Origin of the sequence: Dyadobacter sp. CY351 (assembly GCF_021502625.1) — a bacterium.
Classification (GTDB): Bacteria; Bacteroidota; Bacteroidia; order Cytophagales; family Spirosomataceae; genus Dyadobacter; species Dyadobacter chenhuakuii.
In genome coordinates, this window is the sequence record NZ_JAKFFU010000018.1 from 1 (window position 1) to 21,954 (window position 21,954).

Genomic DNA, 21,954 nt, shown 5'->3' on the forward strand with positions numbered 1-21,954 from the left:
AGCGCCTCGAAAGGGCGCTATTTTTGTTTAATTGCAATTTCGTAGCTCAGTTGGAAGAGCAATACACCGGAACGCCGGCCGCTTTTAATGTATGGGTCCTGGCGGTGCCGCGATCGGCTTCGAATCCCAGCGGGATCACAAAGGCGCCTCGAAAGGGCGCTATTTTTGTTTAATTGCAATTCCGTAGCTCAGTTGGAAGAGCAATACACCCGAACGCCGGCCGCTTTTAATGTATGGGTCCTGGCGGTGCCGCGATCGGCTTCGAATCCCAGCGGGATCACTTGAAGAAATAATAAAGCCTGCTAATCAATAGGTTTGCAGACTTTTTCTTTTCGAGATTACCCCAAATATTCAATTTCCCAGACATTTTTGGTGAGTAATTCGGTGAGTTTACAGATCTGCAAATTTTACTCACCAGAATCAAGTTCTAAATCTGGGAATAACCTGGACGCCTACCATTCCAACTTTTACTCTCTCTAAGCAAATGTTATCACGTAAACGAAGCCCTGAAATCCATTGGAGATTGATTGGTTTTGTTTTTGAATAGCTTGCTGAAACTTTGCGAATGCTCAAAACCAAGCTCATAGGCAATTTCGGACATGCTTAACTGCGTCGTGGTCAGCCGCTCTTTTGCTTTCTCGATTAGTTTCTCATGGATATACTGCTGGGCATTCTGCCCGATCAGCGAACGGAGCATATCACTTAGGTAACCTGGCGAAAGGTTCAGTTTTTCGGAAAGAAACTGAACGGTAGGAACTCCGTCATGCAGGGATTGCTGGCTGTTCAAATAATTATCCAGTATGGCTTCTGTTTTCGACAGAATATCATGGTTGACCACTTTGCGGGTGATAAACTGCCGCTTGTAATAGCGGTTAACATAGCTCAGCAGCAATTCGATATGTGCGATCATGACCTCCTGACTGAATTCATCTACACGGCTATTGAGCTCCTGTTCCATATTCCTGTAAATTGAAAGGATATTTTCCTTTTCGGTGTCGGACAAATGAAGTGCTTCATTAGCTGAATATGCGAAATAGCCATATTGCCTGATCTTACTTGCCAACGGGTGGCCCAATAAAAAATCAGGGTGAATGAGCAGAATGTAACAGTAGGTCCTGCTATTATAATCCGTGCTTCCTACTAATTGGTTAGGCGCCAGGAACAGCATGCTTCCTTCATCGTAATCATAATAGTCCCTTCCGTACTTTAGCCTTCCGTTGTTATCGGTGATGAAAGTGATCTTATAGAAGCTAAGCAAGTCGTAGATCGGCGCCATGCTTGTATTAAAGGGGTTGCGCTCGTTGAAATGGACAAGGCTGATCAACGGATGCTGGGGTTTGGGCAAGCCGAAGGCCTCATGCGTTTCCGATATGGTTATGAACCGAATCAATTTGTCTTCCTTATTTTTCATCATATAAATGTATCAAAATCCCGTAACTATTTCCAGCCACGGGATTTTGACCTTTTTACTGTCACCACGGAACAATGTTATCTGCTCCCGCATAGGCAGCCGGTCCTGTAAAGCTTCCTGTGGGAAGGTCTTCTGCCAGGGCTACCCTTATTGGCTCCCTGGATCCTTCCTCTACCGTATCGGTCCCCTGGAAATTATTAAGAGCCGTTGCCGTAAACCCCGGACTTACCAGGTGTACTTTGATATTTGCACTCTCTAAATCGATCGCCAGTGAAAGGAATATACCATTGAGTGCAGTTTTGGATGCGCCATAAGCAGCGTCGAACGCAGAGCGGAAGGGGTTAGCCGGATTGGCATTCAAAGTAAGGGAACCCAGTGCGCTCGACACTGTGACAATCCGTGCTGAGTCTGCTTTCCTTAATAGAGGTAAAAAGGCTTGTGTCACGGCAAGTGTACCAAACACATTCGTTTCCCAGACCTTTTTCATTTCATCGATAGGCGCAATACTGGCGCGCTGGGCTCCAAGGACCTCTTCCATAGTGCGTCCCGGTTTTCCTGCATTTGAGATTGCTGCGTTATTGACCAGCAGCGTCAGGTATCCGGCTTCGCTTTGAATTTGCCTTACTGCTGCGTCGATGGACTGGGAATCGGTAATGTCCAGTTGAATCGTTTTTGACTGTTTGCCTATCCTGGTAACGGCAGCGTCCCCTTTGTCCTTGTTTCTGGCACCGACGTAAACGGTGTAGCCTTCATCAGCAAGTGATTTAGCGATCTGGTATCCCACGCCTGTATTTGCTCCTGTAACCAGTGCTACTTTCTTTTTTTCTGTCTGCATATCATTTGAATTTTTATAAGGCAAAATTCGGCGATCGTAACACAGCGCTTGTAGCCGAAACAGGAAATGTTGTATCCAAATTGAGGGTGCATTCCGTTTATGCATCCAGCTATTGGCAAGACCATTTCGGCTACAACAATCTCCACATCCACTACGAGCGCCAGCCGCAAGCCACGGAAATTTGTCTCTCGAAAAAAACAAGCAAGACAAATGACAAAGACGATTTTTATTACCGGTGCTTCAACAGGTATCGGAAGGGCTACGGCCAAATTGTTTGCGGCCAAAGGCTGGAAGGTGATCGCGACCATGCGCAAGCCTGAAAATGAAACAGAACTCCATGCGCTGAATAATGTAACCGTGTTGCCCCTCGATGTGACCAACACGCGGCAAATCCATGAAATCTCGCAGCAGGCGCTGGCTTTGGGTGATATTGATGTGGTATTTAATAATGCAGGTTATGGATTGTTTGGCGCATTGGAAGCGATGACCGACGAGCAGCTGGTTCAACAAATGGAAACCAATTTCTTCGGTGTAGTGCGGGTGACGCAAGCATTTCTCCCCTATTTCCGCGAGCGGAAAGCGGGACTTTTTATCACTAGCGGCTATGAAAAGGGAACATCTCAAACCGCGCGTGTACCACTCCATTTCTGAAATGCAGCGCACATTCGGCCTGCCACAACCATTGCACCCGCTCATCAGCTTGCTCGATTTCAATAAGGTGCGGATCACAGCCGAAATGCTGGCCGAAACTTTTTCAATGGATTTCTATAACATCACCTACAACGAATCGGCGGGCTGCCGGAAGGTGTTGACAGTCAGTGATCTGACAGTTGGTAAAATCGCCTACCAGCTTGGTTTTGAGCATCCGCAGTCTTTCAATAAGTTATTTAAATCAAAGACAAACTTTTCCCCCTGGAATTCAGGGCGAGCTTTAACTGAGGTGCCAAGCATTGTCAAAGTTTGGCGTTATTTACCCCCTATATTGTCGCATTTGCACAGTGTCAGGGCCAGGACTTAGTTTCACCTTTGTGATGCCCATATCTGCTTTATTGCAGTAATATAGCAAACAGCTTCTCTGCCAACCGTACGAGAACAAATGCTGGTAAGCACAAGAATCAACTAAAAATTCAACCAAATTATGAGAACAATCAATCCCTGGATCAATTTCAATGGAAATGCGGAAGAAGCATTTAATTTCTACAAATCCGTATTTGGCGGTGATTTCACGAAGATCGTCCGTTTTAAAGACCTGGCAAGCGATGAATTTCCGATACCAGAAAACGAGGCAAATAAAATAATGACCATTGTTCTACCCATAGGAAAACACAATGTATTGATTGCCAATGATGTGCCGGAGTTTATGGGGCGGGTAAGCGAAAGTGAAAACAGGTCCAAAATATCCATCAGCGCAGAAAGCCGCGAAGAAGCAGAGCAAATTTTCAACGGACTGTCAGCAGGCGGAACTATCGAAGGACCAATTGACGAAAGTCCCTGGGGCACATACGCTGGCATGTTCAGAGACAAATATGGAATAGAATGGATCGTGGAATTTGATCCAAGCTATCACGCGTAATACCAGCGCAAGAAAAACGCCGTTCCGGATTACCTGAGCGGCGTTTCTTATTCATTTCAGCGTGCCTATTAAATTCATCTCTACCGCAACTCCAAACTAGCCATAGTAGTCAACTCAACCCTGGCTTGTTTCGGCAAACCTGCTACGGCTATGCAAGTGCGGGTTGGGAAACGGTCGGTGAAGTAAGTTTGATATACGGCGTTGAGTTCGTCGAAATAGCGCATATCGGTCAGGTATACGGTGACGCCGACGATGTGGCTGAATGTTAAATTGTGCTCTTTGAGTATGGTTTCTATATTCGTAAACACCTGCCGGACCTCGTCCTGGAAAGATGTTGTCACCAGCTGCCCGCCTGCCGAGCCGATCTGACCGGAAATGAACAGGAATCCGTTGGAAACCAAAGCTTTTGAAATCGGAACTGCCGGTGCTGCGGCATTTTCATTTGTACTCATGTGGTAATATTTTATTGATATGTTTGTATCTCAGCACCAAGGACGATATCTGAAGTTTTACTCACCTGGACCGTAATCGCAACAAATCCCTTAAATTTTTATACAGTAAATTATTTAACAAAAATATAAATTAGATCCAAATGTTTAGAGACTTTACATACAAAACCTCCTGACTATCATAAATATGGCAAGATATCAGTTTACGTTCGCTTTTCAATTCTTTTCCCATTCCACTAGGCCCTCTCCATAAAAATTTTATACTCTAATAAATCTCCTTAGACCTAAGACTTTCATTCTTGGGCAAAATGTCATTGCCCTATCCCAACCATGCTCCGACAGATTACAACTCTGCCTTCCAGGAGTAAGGTATTCTTTGTTTCAACACCTGTAGGACGAGTCGACAATGAAAACTTTCTATTCTTCAATTGTTACGTATGGCCGGGAATTTTGGGAGGCAATTTTGCCTGCGAAACCGGACGAGGCACCTTCAACCCTCCCACCCACATACATTCTTGATGTCGCCATTGAGATGCACAGAAAGTTCGACTTCGATAATTTACCGCATTCAGGAGAAGACGAATTTACGGATAAAAATAAGCCTTACATCGGAAGAGAAAATCTGCACAAGAAGTTCAAAAAGATGTTGACCTCGAAAAAAGGCGTTTACCTGATAACTGGTTATCGGGGAATGGGCAAGACGAGTTTTGTAAATCGCACGCTGCAAGATTTTAACAAAAAACGAAGCCCGGCAGAAAAATTGACTGAGATTAAAATAACGATAGCACAACGACAGCCCAAAGAAACGGACATTCTAATCCATATGGTTTCTGGTGTGCGGGAAGTATACTGCAAAAAATACTTTGTTGACGAACTCAGCATGATCAAAAGGATCATTACGAGTCTGGTTAAATACCTTGGCATAACATTCCTGGCCACGCTATTTCTATTTCTTTATAAACGCGCGGACGTTCAAGCAATCTTTACCTCCGATGAATATGGGTCGACGGTTTGGGCTCAAATTATAATTTATTCTAAAATTCTGATGATCTCCTCGCTATTAGCGTTTTGCCTCGCGGTAATCTGTTTGCTTGCGTATGATTGGCTTGGAACCCCGTCTGCCTGGACTAAGATAGACGATTTGTTCAAAAAATGCTATGCTGCTACATCGACAGAATCCGCGGATAGCCAAGAAATCAATTTGGAATCCCTCAGTACCAAAATTGGGTATGCAGGTGGCAAGCGAACTGAAGTCTATCAAATCGCATCTTCGAAAGAAATAGAAAACGAGCTCAGATCAATCATTAATGATTATCCGGAGAACCACCTGGTATTTGTATTTGATGAGCTTGATAAGGTTGACATTTTTGCAGGTCTGCAAGGTTTTGACTCTGACCTAACCAACTCATTAAATGCGCAAAATTATGAGAAAGCATACTTCGACGAACTTAGAGCTCGAAAACGTGCAATACAGCAAATAATAGCTGGGTTGAAAAGCTTTCTAACAACTACAAAAGCCGTATTTATTTTTATCGCAGGCAGGGAGATGTACGAAGCCTCCCTGGCTGACATTGCTGACAGGCAATCCTCCCTGGGAAGTATTTTCAGTTACGTTTTTTACATTGAAAGCCTATTGAAAGAGCCTATTGATGGCACAGCTTCTCTTAGCGCCGGAATAGAAGAATATCTGTATATGCTCATAGAAAAAGGCTCGAAGACTGGTTCCAGATCACTTTACACCCCTAACTTCGAAAGCTACACAGGGCCACTTTCTGAAACGAATTCTGCTCTCAAAGTAAATATGTTACTTCAAAATTTTGTTGTATACCTAACTTACAGAAGCAATGGATCTCCTAAAAAACTGATAAAATTAATTCACGAATTCATTACAGTCGATAAATTGGACCCCAGATCCGGCGAAAGGATCGTCCGCCGACAGATCAGAAAAAAAACATTTAGATATTTAATAAAATCGGCATTTGTATACTTAGAAATACTTGAAACAATCGATCCAGCATTGGACTGGATTTTCAGCACCAAACTATACAAGCTTTACCGTCAGAAATGGGTCGGCGAAAAGTGCTATTTATTTTTTGATTACCGGCAGCAGCAGCGGATTGGCTACATCAGCTATTTATATAGACCATTTCTTGTCAAATATGGAAATAGCTTCAAGCAATACAGCGATAACCTGGTAGTTTCTACTTCATTCCTTTTTGATCATATATTTAAATTCCATCCATTTGCATTTTCGCGCTCCCATTTAGAATTAATGCCAGAAGTGCTCTCAACGAACAGAACCCCTGCGCTCCGAGACCATATCAAGAAAATCATCGAATACTTAACCTTAAACCATATCAAGGAAACTGAAATCGGTCTTTTTGAATACAAATTTTACAGCAAGACTGTCAACGAAATTGTATATCTATCGAAGACATTCGAAGAAGAGTCGGCAGCATTCAATTTTACCCTGGACGAGTCATATGTTATTAAACATCAGGTAATTTCAAAACTTCGAGATCTTAAAGAGGCCAATAGATCCGATATAACACTTACAAATGGGTCAGCGCAGATCTCATCGATTGCATATCTGAACGGAATGCTTGGGGACCTCCATTTCTTTGACCAGGAATACGACGATGCTATTATCGCTTATTCCGAAGCGATTACAGCTATCGGTGCTATCAATGCAGCCGCTTCGGACATGCAAACCTTTCTGCTGTTACAAAAATACAGGCTGAAACTGGGGTTAACTTATGAAAAGATCAATTGCTTCGAAGAATCACTTGCCTTGTATTCAGGTGCTGCTTCGAGCGCGAAGCACTATATCTTAAGTATTTTAGACACATCAAACGAAAAAAAGCTAAATAGAAGCAAAATACACAGCCTAATTGATGAAGAAGGATTTTTAACCCCTACCTCGCTTAATGCATCCCTAAGCGATGTGCTTCAAGTTGTAAATCAGGCCTTCCTCGCCGAGATGTTGGTTCAGGAAAAAATGGGTGTAGAGGGGATAACAGCTCTAAAAAATGGCATTACCATGGGAGGATTTCTTCAGCTTACAGAATCCGTGGCTATTTTTACAGGCACTAACAACACCATTATCGCGAATTTCTATTTGCATGTTGCTAATATATTATATTTCAAGAACAGTGTAAAGGCGTTTGAGTGGCCCAAATCTCAAGACTTTAAATTTATTCCGCAGAAACATTATGATGAGTTGAACTGGCGTTTGTCCGACAGGAATCTGGCTAACTACGGTCCATCTGAGTCCAGGCCCTACCGTTCACCAATAATTGCTGTCGAAATTTATTTCATCGGCCTGAAACATGTGCTGGAAGGGCGAGTTTTTGATGATAAGTTCCGGACGTCCCTTTCTAACCTTAACCCTATAACAATCTTCGATATTCTTCGGCCAGATGCAATTCGGCCATACATGAATTCATTGTCCAAGATACATTTTAAATATATAGCTACGCATTTATCTCATATAGGCGACTGCCTACTAAGCATGCTTCAATTGCCCTTAGAGGATTCGTCATTTGATGGTTGCAAGATTGTCAGCGTACTAAATACAAGGGCACTTGCAAGGCTCGCAAAAGGACTACGATTGGCTGAAATAGAAAAAACATTTCCGGGTGGCTTAAAAATTGATAGTGATAATGGACAATGGATAATGCAAACTTTTAATGAGCTTTCGTTAGACATTCAGATTAAGTGCCCCACCCCTCAAATAATTGCGAACATATTGCCGTTTTTGATAACCATCTATAATACAAAAGACTCTGATAATTTTGAAAAATTATGGTCACTTAGAAAAGGTGGCCATAAGTATGTGTCTTTTCATAACATCATTTGCCTTTACTACTTATCAAGCTACTACTTCGACCTCGCAAGTCGCCCTAGAAGCGAAAGTTTCCAATTAAGAAAGATTTTATACGTTGTCAGGTTAGTAATAGCCGAGAATAGGGACCATCGCTCAGTAATTTCCAACCTTATCGACGCAATAGAGAAAAGCATTGTAAAAAGAGTCCTCCATATCTCATCGCAGACAGCTGAATTTTCTGACATTCATGACTTTAACAAGTTTAGAGAGAAATTGCAGGTGCTAAATAAAAAATCCAGGACGAAACAAGAAATAAAATCGGCTGATATAAAAGACAATCTATCCAACTCTGCCGACACACGTGAGGCCCTAATTTTACTGGAACACATCAAACTCCGGCTTCCACCTAATGAGATCAGCGACTTCAAAAGTCCTCTCGTATTTTCCAGTACTTCAATGAGTACCCAGTATCTTCGCCTTCTGGAATTAACATATTCTGCGAAGCTCCATGAAATTAAAATTAAGTACGATATTAAATCAGTTGTCTATTTGAGATCCAGCGATAAGTTTGCTCCATTCGGAAATAAAACTAAGGACATTCTCCTACACTGCATCTCATACCTGCATTCAATGATCTCAATTGTTCAAATTATGGAGATCTACGATAATGATTACCTTGTAGGAAACAGTTTCTTGGCTTACCACCATTACCGCTTAGGTAATTTTTTTAGTTTCGACTCATTTGGAAATAATCGTTTGAATGTTCCGAAAACACTCGTGGAGGAAGCGAAAGAGATAGTGCTAAAAAAATATTCCATTGATAAAAGCTCATACACACTTTTTGACCGGGATTATAACTTTGAATCAGCTGCACTACATTACGACAAGGCCATCAAACTCCATACGGCAGGTGATGATTATAAGAAAGCCATGTACGACATCGTATATTTGGAAGACGATTTGAATGATTCGGCCTACCATTTTGGGGCAGCAATGGATAGGTTCTTATTAACCAACAGGAAATTGCATCATTACAGGGACCTTTCTGACAGCGAAAGGAACTTACAAGGGTACCGACATTCGGAGAAAAAGTTTCCACAACCATAGGTAAGCCTATTACAATATTAATCGGCTCTTCTACGGCAATCAAATGAAACATTTAAAGCCAAACCCGAATAACAGGCAAATTGCAAAGAATGGAGATTATCGGGATTGTCGTGGAATCACTTGAAAAATGCAATTAGATACAAAAAACTTACATCCTTTATTAACATTCGAGGAGGAGAAGCAACTTTGGTAAGCTGGCGGAAAATATGGGTAACATATGAGTTAATTTAAACCATTAAGCATTATCAATCAGAAATCTTTGTTATGCCAAAATTTTGTCTGTTGCTCCTTACATGCCTATGCGCTCTTATTTCATTTGCTCAAACAAAAAAATCCACTACGTTCCCCGATGGCACCAAAATACCGGATTGGTTTTCAGACAGTTCCAAAATTGAGCTTTCGGATTTGGGTAAACAGTTTGTCATTACAAAACACGGGGTGTCAGCGGATAGCAATGCAGTACAAACGGCGGCTATCCAGAAAGTAATCGATTTGGCGCATCAGCAAGGCGGCGGCGTGATCATTGTTCCAAAAGGTACGTTTTTGAGCGGTGCCCTGTTTTTTAAGCCAAAAACGCATTTGTATGTTTCCGAAGGCGCGGTGTTGAAAGGCTCAGATAAGATTGCGGATTACCCGATGATGCCATCCCGGATGGAAGGTCAGACGCTGGATTATTTCCCGGCATTGGTGAATGCGTATGGTGTGAATGGCTTTACAATCTCAGGAAAGGGCACTATCGACGGAAACGGGCTGAATTATTGGAAGGCATTCTGGCAAAGTGCTATCTGGCTGTAAATGATGATGCTATCGCATTGAAAGGTGGAAAAGGCCCTTATGCCGACAAGGATGCGGGGAATGGTGCGAACACGAATGTAATTATAGAAGATTCAGAATTTGGGTTCTGTCACGCGGCGCTCACGTGTGGCAGCGAAGCCATTCATAATAAGAACATTGTGATGCGCAATTGTCACATTACCAACGCTATGCGTGTGCTATGGCTTAAAATGAGACCGGACACACCGCAGAAATACGAGTTTGTGAGCGTTGAGAACATTACAGGTTACGCTTATAGTCTGATCTATGTTAAGCCCTGGAAGCAGTTTTTTGATTTGAAAGGACGGAAAGACGTCCCCCTATCCTACTGCGACAATATCAGCCTGAAAAACATTGATCTGAAATGCGAAGTCTTTTTTGATGTCAGCCCCGGCGACTATGATAAGTTGTCCAGATTCAAATTCGAGAACCTGAATATTTCCGCAAAAAATGGAGCTTATGACAAAACCGTCGTTCAGGATTTCAGGCTGACCAATGTAAAAGTGAATGGTAAGGTGATTGACTAAAATGGTAAAATGATTGACTAAATGATATAAGAAGCGAGACTGCCTGTGGGACAGTCTCGCTTTCATTTTTATTTGTATTCCAACCACGTTGTAGCCACACAGTCTTTGTCGGTTTTGAACCTGATCCATCTGGCTCCGAAGTCTTTTGGAAAATCAAATGTAAATGTTTCACCTGCCTTCACCGTGAACTTCCCGGCTTCCATCCAAGGTCCGTTTCCAACCGGATCCACTTCCATCGTGAACGTGACATCATTGTTGGCTTTGTGAGAAAGCTTCAATGATTTTTTGTCATAAAAACCAATCAGATAAGGATCCGATGCAGCATTTGCTTTCACAGCAGCATCTTTCCACGGACCGCCATGGCCGGTGGGTTTGCCGAGTTTCCAGAGATCATCGATCGCCCCTGCCCAAACCGCCGCCTTGTTATCACTTGAAGCAACAATGTGCTTGTTTCCTTTCAGATTTTTAGCGTCTACGCCGGTCATCACCAGCAAACCGCGGTAAGATGCATAATCATTAATACGCAGATTATGAGATGAAACCGGGCGGATTTTGGCATAACCATCCGCATTCTCAGCCGGCAATTCATAGAAAGTACCATGGCAGTTGAAAAGATCCCGCTCCGTTGAAACTTCGCGGCATATGCGCAGCGCGCCATCATTGGTAAGGCCCGTAAAAGCATTATTGCCAAGCGGCAACCTCCATCTTCTTCCTTTATCGTCCACAACCAGGACGGATGATTCGTCAACAGTCACCACTTTTTGCGGGATAGCAAATTTATTTTGGATAAAAGAAAGCGTTTTGGCATCTTCCTTTCGTACCAGATTCATGTCGGCATCCAGCTCGTAATAGCCTGACAATGTTGTCTTTCCTGCCGAATAATCCATGGCTGCAACACCCAGCGCACGGCGGTTATCGCCCAGGCCATATAGCAGCCCGCCCGAGCTGGCCGATGCTGTTACATCGCTTAAACCTGCAAAAATCGCATCGGGAGCCGTCTTACGCGGGTCATTGTCAATGTAGGAAAAGTGCGCCGATGCATTCGTAGGTTTATCCGCCTTGATCCTAATCCATTCTCCTCCGTCATTCGCGGCAAATTGAATGTTAGCTGCCTTTTTTGCCCCTACTTTTAATGTTTTGAGATTCGTCCAAAATCCATTTCCATTTTTATCCACTTCGAATGTAAAAGTCACCTCAGCGTCGCCATTGTTCTGGATCCAGGCGGAACGGTTGGCCCATCCGCTGAACAGAAACGGCTCGGAAGTAGCATTGGCCGCGATTTTCTCATTCAACCAAACGGCTCCTTCGGCTGTATTCGGGCCTAGCTGATCCGGCTGGTTCAGGGAAGTGAACCACAAGTTGGAATTGGATTGACCCGGGCCCTCAATGTTGCCTTTGGCTTTTCTTTTGTTCAAAAATTCCCTCTGCGCCGAATCGTCACAACCAAAAACCAACTGATCTTTCCAGCGCGTGAAGTCGCCGATTACTTTCAGGTATGAAGTCCGTGGCCGGATTCCCGCCGTATTTTTAGATGAAAAATGGCCTGGAAATTCCCAGAACATGCCGTGCATCGTCATCAGATAATCCGGTTTTGTTTCTGTTCCTACATCCCGGATGCGCGGCCATTCTGTGTTCCAGCCGTGGGCGCCGTCGTAGCTATGGCTTGCTTTGGGCAGCCTGAAAAACGTCCACTTACCATTATCCCGCACGCCCAGCAGCACCGATTTGTGGTCCCAGCCTGTCGCCCAGATTGGATCGGTTGCCGGATTTTTGTTGCCCAGAATGCCGCCTGGGCCCGTCACTTCCACAAACTGGTTGCGGCGAACCACTTTCCAATCCTTACCGTCCCATTCCGACAATGAACCCGACTCGATATCAAATTGCTTCTCTGCAAGCTTTCCGGGCTCACCATTGTTGGAGTAAACTGTCACGCCCTGACCGGAATAGTAACCTTTTCCGTGTGTTCCCGGAAGCAATCCATTGTACTGATAAGTCTGCTTATCCGTGATTCTTTTATTGTTTTTGACATTACCATCTTCATACAAAGTATTCACTGCCAATGTTTTGACGTCTACTTCATAAAAACCTTCTTCCATGGTGCCATAGTAAATTTTGTTGGCAGGATCGGTCAGATGGCGCGCATTGCCGGTGTGCCGGCCCGGCATTGTAGTGTACGAAATCGTCTTCACATTCCCCTTGCCGTCTATGGCGTAAGGACCGATAAAAAGCTGGTTACTTTCCTGGTGGATCATGCGGTTGGCGGGCGTTCCGCCGATGCTTTCCGGGCGGACCGTTTGCGTCAGGTCCGTACCGATTTCATACAGCTTATCCGAAGAGCCAAAGGGCAAATGCGGCGCATAAGTGATCGCCCAGAGCTTTCCGGCCCAGCCCACAACGGCACCCGTTCCACACTCGCCCTCGTTGTTATACATGGCCAGATGCGGATAGATGCCGCTGAATGAGGGTTTAGGTTTGGTCTTAGGCTGAGCAATAACGGAAAGGCTAAGCAATGCCAGCAATGCTGCAAAGCAATGGTTAAATTTTTTCATTAAAATAAATTGGTTTAAAACGAGTGTGATTACACCAAGTTTCTGATTATGAGATATAAAATGGTATGATTAGTAACCTGTATTTTGGGTAATTCCCGGATTTACGCGGCGCTCGACGGCAGGAATCGGCCAGAGATATTGTCTTGTTTTATCAAAATTGCGTTGTGCGATGACTTTTACATCTGTTCCAAAGCCGCTATAATCCGCAATGCCATCCGCATCAATCGGCGTCACTCCTGGAAACGGCCATTTTGCACGGTTCTGTGCAGCCGGATCAGGCAGGCCTATCACAGGTTTGACAAGCACTTTTTCTGCCAACTTCCACCGGATCAGATCCATGTAGCGCAAACCTTCCCGGGGAAACTCCACGCGGCGCTCGCGGCGGAGTATCTGCCGTAAAGTGGCGGCATTGGAGAGCTTAATGGCCGGGTAAGCGGTTGTTTTGTCCACCGCAACGCCATAGGCCCGCGCCCGCACCTGGTTGATCGCATTCACGACCGTTTCGTCAATTTCGCCCAGTTCAATTTTCGCTTCCGCGTAGGTCAGCAGCATTTCTGCATAGCGGATTATGATGGCATCATTGTCTTCAACGAGCCGCTCCGGCCAGGTTTGATCAATCCCTTTTTTCCAAAGAAAACCCGTAAAACTTGCAAATGCAGCCACTGCACGTGTGTCCTTGTTTGGGACTTTTTTGTTTTCTTTCACACTAAAAATCGTCAGCGAGTCGGGATGCGGCGTGTAGTTATAACCCAGCCATTGCGTGTTAAACTCTACGATGGTCGCATTCAATCTCGGGTCCCGGTTTTTGAAGGGCATTTTAGGGTCGTAGAGCGGCGATTCGTCAATCAGCTTTCCGTCCACACATTCATAGGCGTCCATCAAATCACGCGTCGGTAATTGTGCGCCATAGCCGCCCGCGTTGCGCGAAATGTTGTCCTGGACATAAGCTGTATTGCCAAAAACCTGCTGTTTTTCATCTCTGGGAATGCTGATGATCAGCTCCTTACTGCTTTCGCCTGCTTTTACAAAAAGCTGAGAATAGGAATCGTGCAAGGAATAAGTGGCCAATTTCATAACCGCTTCGGAAGCTTCTTTCGCAATCTTCCATTTACCCAAATGCAAAGCCGTGCGCGCCTCAACAGCCAATGCTGCGCCTTTTGTCAGCCGTTTCACTTCGGCAGCTCCATAGTTTGCAGGCAAATTTGCGGCGGCAAAATCAAGCTCGGCGAAAACAAATGCCAGCACTTCCTCCTGACTTGTGCGCGCGATGCCGTAAGATTCAGCCAATGTAACAGGCTCGGTCATCAGCGGAACGTCCCCGAAATGCGTGATCAGGCGTGCATACTGATAGGCCCGGATCAACCGCATTTCTGCTTCCAGTCTTAAAAGGATCGCTGCGGGCGTGCTGGCAGCTGCTTTGTCTTTGTTGGCGAGAAACGAATTGGCGCGGGCAATGGCTTTGTAGCTGTTGAGCCAGTAAGTTTGCACGGGCACGTCATCAGCGTTCATCGTTCCGCCGATCACGGCGTTGGTCAGCTGGGCGCGGTGCCATTCGTTATCGCTGAAAAGTTCATTATCATTGCCCCAGAATGTGATTCTGTACAAGTCATTCACAGCCAGTTCCAGCTCGGTCTGATTGGAATAGAATGTAGCAGTGGACGCCTCCGACAGCGGGTTGAGATCGAGAGTATGACAGGCCGAAACCGATGTCATGAGCAGGACATATATTAATTTTTTCATGATCAGTGATTTTGATTTTTTATAAAACCGGAAGCCTTAAAACCGGATTGTTGCACCGGCCATCAGCGTTGTCACGATCGGGTAAGCATAGCTTGCCGATTCCGGATCCAGGTATTTCGGAAATTTGCTAAGCGAAAAAACATCATTGGCCGACACATAAAACCGCAGCGACTGTATGCCGACCTTCTTCACGCCCGGTTGCTGCAAGGTGTATCCCAATGTGACGTTTTTCAGCCTGAAATAGCCGCCATTAATCAGCCAGTAATCCGAGAGCGCGTAATTGGCTGCGTTGGAAGTCCGCGAAAGGCGTGGATATGTGGCTTGCTGGTTTTGTTCAGCAGTATTGTTCACGCTCCAGAACTTTCCGATCATATCCGCAGGCATATTCCCGAAAGCCTCTGCAAATGGCTGCACAGCCTCGCTGTTCAGCCTCGAAAGCTTTTTGGCCACGCCCTGAAAACTAACACCAAAATCAAATCCGGCATAGTCGGCGCGCAGGTTTCCGCCGTACAAATAGCGCGGTAATGCGCCTCCGAGGAGCACTTTATCATCCGTTGTAATCTTGCCATCCTTGTTAATGTCAACGTAACGGACGTCGCCGGGCTTGGTAGTAACATTCAGCACAGGCGCGCCATTGATTTCGTCCTGCGTCTGGAACAAACCATTAGAGATATACCCAAACCACTCGTTATACTCGCTCCCGTTCCGAATGATCTGGTCTTCCCGGAACTCCGTGCCTTTGAGATCGCCGACTGTTGATTTGGCGTCCGAAAGATTGGCGGAAACCGAGTAAGTCAGTTTGTCTATCCGGTCGCGCCACGCCATTTCAAGTTCCCATCCTTTTACTTTCAGGACACCTGCATTCTGGTTCGGTTTGTCGTATCCGAGATAAAGCGGAATGTCGAGCGGCAGCAGAATGTCCGTTGTTTTCTTCATATAATAGTCTGCTCCCAAGGTGAGCCTGTCGTTCAAAAACGCAGCATCCAGACCGATATCCGTGGTGCGGCTGGTCTCCCAGCTGATATTTTCAACTGCGTAAACCTGCTGCCCGCCGCCTGTTAAGGGAACCACGCCGCCATTCTGGTAAAACAATGCAGTTGAAAAATCAATGGTTGCCAGATAAGGATAATAGGCCGGATTGCCGTCCTTGTTAAGCAAGCGCTCGTTGCCCGCCTTTCCCCACGAACCTCTCAGTTTCAGAAAAGACAACCAGCGTATATCCTTCATGAATTGCTCCTCCGAAATAGTCCATCCAGCTGAAAGCGAGGGATATACTGCTCTGCGGTAAGCATTCGCAAAACGCGACGACAGGTCTGAACGCAGGTTTCCTTGTAAAGAATATTTGCTTTTATAGCTGTATTGCAATCTCCCAAAAAAGGAATGCAGGCCCGACTCATTTGCGCTTCCGGAGTTATCCCGCAGCTCGGTTGAGCCTGAATTGAGATAAGGGTAATCAGTTAATGCAAAACCACTTCTGATCGCGCCCAGGTTTTCCAGAGAGCGGTAATTTTCCTCAAAACCGCCCAGCACATCAATGCTATGCCCGCTTTTGAATTCTTTGACATAATTGGCCAGCACTTGCCCGTTGATCGCAATGCCTTCCGACCTTCCTTCGGTTAAAACAGTCCTGGCCTGGTTCACAACTGTGCTGTTGGAGCCGTCCGGATTGGTGAATCGCACTTGTTTTGAGAAAAATTTATTTTTATCCAAATCAAAAACCGGCGCAACCAGCGCCGTTAACGTCAGTCCGTCGATGGGTTTGTAATTTAAAGACATTCTCCCGCCGATCTGGTTATTCAAAGTTTTGGTAAAACCACCTTCCCGCAGCTGGGCCAGCGGATTACGGCCGTCTTTTCCAAGGGCAAGTTTACCATTGGCATACACATCATCATAAATCGGCGGCATTACGCGTGCTTCGTATATCGGATTGTACGCGCCGGTGGTAAGCAGCTCGTTACCATTGCCCTGATTGGCTGTTCTTTTATAAAACACATCCAGATTAATGCCCAGCTTCTTGCTCACTTGCAGGTCGTTGTTAATGCGGAACAAATAGCGGTTATAATTGCGGTTATCATAAAATGCACCCGCACTGGCATATCCCAGCGAAGCTTTTGTGCTGATTTTCCCCGTGCCCATCGTGAACACAATGTCGTGGCGTTGCCGGGGTGCAGAGGACCTGTTAATGATCGATTTCTGCCAGTCGGTGTTTGGGAAAAGGTCCGGATTAACACGGTTACTATCTAAATATGAATCAATTAGCGCCTGTGCAAACGGGCCCTGGCTTGCGCCATCATTCGTTGCCTGCTCATTGAAGTAGCGCATATAATCCTGAACGCCCGCATACGAAGGCTTGGCCGTAGCGCGCTGGACGCCGTATTCGTAGGTATATTCCAAACTGCTCTGTCCTGATTTTGCCCGTTTAGTTGTCACGAGGATAACCCCGGCTGCACCCCTGGAACCATAAATGGCAGCCGAAGAAGCGTCTTTTAAAACCGTAACGCTCTCCACGTCGCCGGGATTAACATTATCAATGCTGGCCACGGGCACACCGTCAACGACAACGAGCGGGTTGTTCGTGCCAATGGTGGTTATGCCTCGGATCAGAATGTTGGAGCCGGAGCCGGGCGCGCCGCCTGTACGCGTCACCGAAACGCCGGCCACACTTCCCTGCAATGCGTCCGAAACCTGCAATGTCTGCCGCCCCGCCACGTCTTTGGAACTGATCGTGGAAATGGCACCCGTCAGGTCTTTTTTCTTCTGCGTTCCGTAACCTACCACCACAACTTCCGCCAGCGACTGATCGTTGGGTGCGAGGGTAACGTCAAGGGTTGTACGTCCGTTCAGGGGAACGTCCTGTGCCTGGTAACCCACGAAGGAGAATGTCAATATCGGCGAGCCGGATTCCGGAACGGCTAGTTGATACAGCCCGTTTACATCCGTGACCGTCCCCTGCTGCGTGCCTTTGATTACAATGCTGACGCCGGGAAGTTCCTTCGCCTGTTCGTCAACGACCTTGCCGGACAGTTGCCGGGTTTGCGCGAGCAAAGGCGCAAGCCAGCCAAATAAGAGAACGCAACTCAGTAGAATTTTTTGTCTCATAAGTTTTAATAGGTTAGCGTTTAGGGTTGATTTTCAATGGTAAGACGGAGGGATATGTTATTTGATTATGCAAATATAATTTTGGATAATTTGGTTAAGCCAAGCCGATCCTGACCATTTGCTTGATCAAAAGAATGGACAACCTAAACAATTGATTTTTAGTAGATTATTGCTTTCAAAATATGGAGAATGGACAAGCCAGGGCAAGCTCTTTGGATCATCTGGATCACTGCTGCCGGCTGGTGAGTGAAATGTATGGCAAGTCTGATATCGGCTCCTGGACCAACAGCGACTATGTGCGGCTGGGGTATATTCTTTATAAAAAAACAAATGTCCAGATCAGCCCGAATACACTGAAAAGGATCTTTGGGAAAATCAAAACCGACGTCCGTTACTATCCGCAGAAAGCCACCCGCGACGCGCTGGCCGGTTACGTCGGCTATGGCGATTGGGAAAAGTTTGTATCCGCAGCTCCCCGCCACGCCATTGTTACCAAGGATCCTGTACGAACAGCGCAGCCTTATTTTGAAGCCATTTTACCCGACGAGCCCAAACTGGCGCCAGTCAGAAAGCGGCGGAAAATGGGTCCAGCTTATGTGGGCTTGATGCTGGCCGCGGTCATTGCTGCTGTTGCATTTGCAGGTTACGAGCTGTTTTTCTCGCCGTCCGCACCGGTTGATGCTGCGCTTGTTTGCCAGAATCCAGTTGGCGAAAATCCGCATTCAGCAGCGTTTGTTGTGCGTGGGATTCCCGAAAGTTATGATGTAAACAAAGAACATTACACCATTGATTTTGGCGATGGCAGGCGCATTTCGCTGATCGAGGGCGACAGTCTCTATTCGCATTACTATGAAGTTCCGGGCCGGTACTCAGCCATTTTAAAGCGGAATGGCGTGACCTTGGACACTGCATCGGTTTATCTCAAAACGAACGGCTGGACGGCGACGGCCAAAATGATGTACGACACAACAAGGGTTTACCCGATCGACATTCAAAATCTGCTGACCAGAGACAAAAAAAGCGTAAGTGCGCTGGAAGTTTCGCGCGCGGGCATTGACACAAACCGCACCTTTTTTGTGGACTTCATCAATACGCAACTTACAGACATTGACGCAGATAACTTCGAGCTCTTCATCAAACTCAACACTTCCGCCCCCCGCGCCGGCGTACGCTGCTCTCAGGTGCGGGTGACCGTTTTTGGAGAATCATCCAAGCATGTGTTCGATGTAATGAAGCCCGGTTGCACGCATTGGACGAACCTGCAATTTTCCGAAGTGACCAAGCCCGGCGAGCTCAACCAGCTCAATTTCCTTGGCGTGGACCTCCACACAGGCGGCACCGTAACATTGAAAGTTGTAGACAAGCATGTCCGCCTGTTTATCAATGCAAAAGAAGTTTTTGAAACAAATTATAAAAAGCCGCTGAAACAGGTCTATGGACTCGGCATTTCATTTTCAGGCATCGGGGCTATCGATTCTGTTATGCTGAAAGATTTGAAAACGGGGAAAAGCTTTGCCGGCAATTTTTGATGGGTGTACTTTTTTAGATATAAATTTCTTTTATATTAAATAGAAATTAGCATACTTACATTCCGTGCCTAAACCACTAAATGTAAGCTATAAACCATATGCTAAACCTCGACGTCCTTCGCAATCATCTCAAAAATTCCTGGCGCTATCTGTTGAAGGATAAGCAATTTACTTTGCTCAATTTGCTTGGGCTGTCCACGGGTCTGGCCTGCGCATTACTCATATCTCTATGGGTCAGAAGCGAGCTGAATTTTGACAGGTTTTATGAGAACGACGATCAACTTTATGAGGTGATGATCCATGAAAAAGCTGGAAACCGCATTGCTACTTCCAACGCAACCGGTGATCAGATGGGCGAAACGCTTTTAAGGGACCTACCGGAAGTGGAAACGGCTGTGACGACAACGCCCGCTTCGTGGTTTCAAACATTCAGTTTAACGGCGGGCAGCAACACCATCAGCGCGGGAGGAAACTTTGTCAGCGGTGACTTCTTCCATGCATTTTCCGTCCCGCTCATACAAGGACGGGCGAGTGAGGTGCTTAACAATAAAAACGCCATTGCAATCTCTCAAACACTGGCTTTTAAGCTGTTTCGGAAGCCCGAACTGGCCATCGGGAAAATTATGGAATGGAAATGGCAGGCATTTTCAGGTAAATGCATGGTGACCGGCGTCTTCGCCGATTTCCCCGCAAACTCATCCCAGCAGCACGAATTCCTGCTATCCATGGATGCCTGGAATCAGATTGTGCCGAAAGGCGATAAACGCACAAGCAGCGGCCCGTTTGATAATTTTGTTGTGCTAAAAAAGGGCACGGACATAGATCATATCAACCAAAAGCTGGCTGGCCTGACAAAAACCGCCTTCAACGATTCAACTTCCACATTATTCCTCCGCAAATATTCCGACGCATATCTCTTTGGTAACTATAAGAATGGCGTACAAACGGGCGGAAAGATCACCTATGTCAGACTTTTTTCATGCATAGCCATCATTATCCTGCTCGTTGCGTGCATTAATTTTATGAATCTTTCGACGGCCAAAGCTTCTATGCGCATGAAGGAAGTGGGTGTTAAGAAAGCGCTGGGCGCAAGGCGTGGCACATTGGTCTTGCAGTTCCTCAGCGAGTCAATGGTTATGAGCTTCCTTGCATTATCTATTGCGATTTTCATCACCTGGGCGCTTCTGCCGCAATTCAGTCACATGACCGGCAAGGCACTTTCCCTGCATTTTGATGCAGGGACCATCCTGATCATGTGCGGCGCAGCAGTCGGAACCGGATTATTGGCAGGCAGTTATCCAGCGTTTCATTTGTCCCGTTTTAATCCTTCTCTTACGTTGAAAGGTGGGTTAGCAAGCTCATGGGGAGAGGTTTTGGTGCGGAAAGGATTGGTTGTTTTTCAGTTCAGCATATCCATTGTTTTCATCGTTTCTGTAATGGTCGTTTACCGGCAAATCAATTATGTTCAGGAGAAAAGTCCCGGTTACGATAAGGATAATGTTGTTTATTTTGAAATGAATGGTCGTGTTGCGGAACAAGCGGAATCGTTCCTTGCGCAATTGAAATCAGTTCCTGGGGTGATTAATGCTTCCAGCATCCAGCAAAAGATGATACTGCCTGCCATGCTGCCGGGCAATGGCGCAGGCGTTCGTTGGGAAGGGAAAAATGCTGACGACAAGATCCGGTTCTTCCGCATGCCTGTCAACTACGACCTGATCGAAACAATGAACATTCAAATAGCGGAAGGACGCAGTTTCTCAAAACGCTATGGTAATGAAGCATCCAACATCATTCTGAATGAGGCAGCTGTAAAGGCCATGGAACTTCGCGACCCGATCGGTAAAATGGTGATGATAAGCGGGCAGAAAATGCAGGTTGTGGGAGTAGCCAAGAACTTCCATTTCAACTCCTTACACGAAGCGGTCCGGCCATTTATCCTCTACATTTCCCCGGCGGAAACAATGCTGGTAATGGCCAGGATCACCGCTGGGAATCAAAAACAAACATTACAAAATATCCAGGCATTTCATAAAAGTTTCAATCCCGGCTACGCCTTTAACTACCAGTTCCTGGACTACGATTTTCAGCACCAGTACGCGTCGGAGCAACTTGTAGCACAACTGGCCAAATATTTCGCTGCCTTGGCAATCATCATTTCTTGCCTCGGCTTATACGGCCTCGCAGCATTCACGGCCAATCGCCGACGACGGGAAATCGGCGTCCGGAAAGTGCTCGGCGCAACCGCTGGCAATGTTGTGACGATGTTAACTAAGGACTTTATGATCCTGATGATCATAGCCATAACCATTGCATTCCCGCTGGGCTGGTGGCTGACTAACCAATGGCTGCAAAACTTCGCATATCACATCCATATCAACGCAGGCATCTTCATTATCACAACCCTTTTAATGCTTATAATCACCCTAACCACCATCGGCTTCCAATCCCTAAAAGCCGCACGGATGAATCCGACGGATGCGTTGAAAGTGCAGTAAT

General features: G+C 45.9%; 11 protein-coding genes and 2 pseudogenes. 7 read left to right on the plus strand and 6 right to left on the minus strand.

All coding sequences use genetic code 11. The annotated features are described in order from the left end of the window. Nucleotides 1-490 precede the first annotated feature (490 nt). Nucleotides 491-1,411, minus strand: coding sequence for an AraC family transcriptional regulator (locus tag L0660_RS25540; protein WP_235161989.1), 921 nt, complete (start codon nucleotides 1,409-1,411; stop codon nucleotides 491-493). A gap of 61 nt (nucleotides 1,412-1,472) precedes the next feature. Continuing rightward, nucleotides 1,473-2,246 carry an SDR family NAD(P)-dependent oxidoreductase gene (locus L0660_RS25545; RefSeq protein WP_235161945.1) on the minus strand — a complete coding sequence of 258 codons (774 nt, stop codon included), beginning with the start codon at nucleotides 2,244-2,246 and terminating at the stop codon, nucleotides 1,473-1,475. A gap of 210 nt (nucleotides 2,247-2,456) precedes the next feature. Here L0660_RS25545 and L0660_RS25550 point away from each other — a divergent pair, with 210 nt between their 5' ends. The 3 genes and pseudogenes from L0660_RS25550 (at nucleotide 2,457) to L0660_RS25560 (ending at nucleotide 3,819) form a co-directional block, all read left to right on the plus strand. Continuing rightward, nucleotides 2,457-2,897 carry an SDR family NAD(P)-dependent oxidoreductase gene (locus L0660_RS25550; RefSeq protein WP_235161946.1) on the plus strand — a complete coding sequence of 147 codons (441 nt, stop codon included), beginning with the start codon at nucleotides 2,457-2,459 and terminating at the stop codon, nucleotides 2,895-2,897. A gap of 178 nt (nucleotides 2,898-3,075) precedes the next feature. Beyond that, nucleotides 3,076-3,185 (plus strand): annotated as a pseudogene (locus tag L0660_RS26425) (AraC family transcriptional regulator); the annotation flags it as partial. 199 nt (nucleotides 3,186-3,384) lie between these two features. After that, on the plus strand, nucleotides 3,385-3,819 hold the full coding sequence (locus L0660_RS25560; RefSeq protein ID WP_235161947.1) for a VOC family protein: 435 nt from the start codon (nucleotides 3,385-3,387) through the stop codon (nucleotides 3,817-3,819). A gap of 80 nt (nucleotides 3,820-3,899) precedes the next feature. Here L0660_RS25560 and L0660_RS25565 read toward each other — a convergent pair whose 3' ends face one another. Continuing rightward, a complete protein-coding gene (locus L0660_RS25565; RefSeq protein ID WP_235161948.1) occupies nucleotides 3,900-4,271 on the minus strand; it encodes a Rid family detoxifying hydrolase in 372 nt (123 codons plus the stop codon). A 403-nt stretch (nucleotides 4,272-4,674) separates the two neighbouring features. Here L0660_RS25565 and L0660_RS25570 point away from each other — a divergent pair, with 403 nt between their 5' ends. Together L0660_RS25570 and L0660_RS26430 are read left to right on the plus strand one after the other, a co-directional pair. Further along, nucleotides 4,675-9,201 carry a hypothetical protein gene (locus L0660_RS25570; RefSeq protein WP_235161949.1) on the plus strand — a complete coding sequence of 1,509 codons (4,527 nt, stop codon included), beginning with the start codon at nucleotides 4,675-4,677 and terminating at the stop codon, nucleotides 9,199-9,201. Between the two features lie 264 nt (nucleotides 9,202-9,465). Continuing rightward, nucleotides 9,466-10,541 (plus strand): annotated as a pseudogene (locus L0660_RS26430) (glycoside hydrolase family 28 protein). Between the two features lie 68 nt (nucleotides 10,542-10,609). On the opposite strand, the gene L0660_RS25580 reads toward L0660_RS26430, so the two are convergent. The 3 genes from L0660_RS25580 to L0660_RS25590 all read right to left on the minus strand — a co-directional run bounded on the left by L0660_RS25580 (nucleotide 10,610) and on the right by L0660_RS25590 (nucleotide 17,929). Continuing rightward, a complete protein-coding gene (locus L0660_RS25580; protein ID WP_235161950.1) occupies nucleotides 10,610-13,090 on the minus strand; it encodes a hypothetical protein in 2,481 nt (826 codons plus the stop codon). Between the two features lie 69 nt (nucleotides 13,091-13,159). Next, nucleotides 13,160-14,830 (minus strand): RagB/SusD family nutrient uptake outer membrane protein, encoded by a 1,671-nt coding sequence (locus tag L0660_RS25585; RefSeq protein ID WP_235161951.1) that lies wholly within the window; start codon nucleotides 14,828-14,830, stop codon nucleotides 13,160-13,162. Between the two features lie 36 nt (nucleotides 14,831-14,866). Next, entirely contained in the window at nucleotides 14,867-17,929 is a 3,063-nt protein-coding gene (locus L0660_RS25590; protein ID WP_235161952.1) for a TonB-dependent receptor, read from the minus strand. Nucleotides 17,930-18,111: 182 nt separating this feature from the next. On the opposite strand from L0660_RS25590, the gene L0660_RS25595 reads away from it, so the two are divergent. Both L0660_RS25595 and L0660_RS25600 read left to right on the plus strand, forming a co-directional pair. Further along, nucleotides 18,112-19,458, plus strand: a complete 1,347-nt coding sequence (locus L0660_RS25595) for a hypothetical protein (RefSeq protein WP_235161953.1) — start codon at nucleotides 18,112-18,114, stop codon at nucleotides 19,456-19,458. A gap of 98 nt (nucleotides 19,459-19,556) precedes the next feature. Next, nucleotides 19,557-21,953 carry an ABC transporter permease gene (locus L0660_RS25600; RefSeq protein ID WP_235161954.1) on the plus strand — a complete coding sequence of 799 codons (2,397 nt, stop codon included), beginning with the start codon at nucleotides 19,557-19,559 and terminating at the stop codon, nucleotides 21,951-21,953. The last annotated feature ends 1 nt before the right edge of the window (nucleotide 21,954 follow it).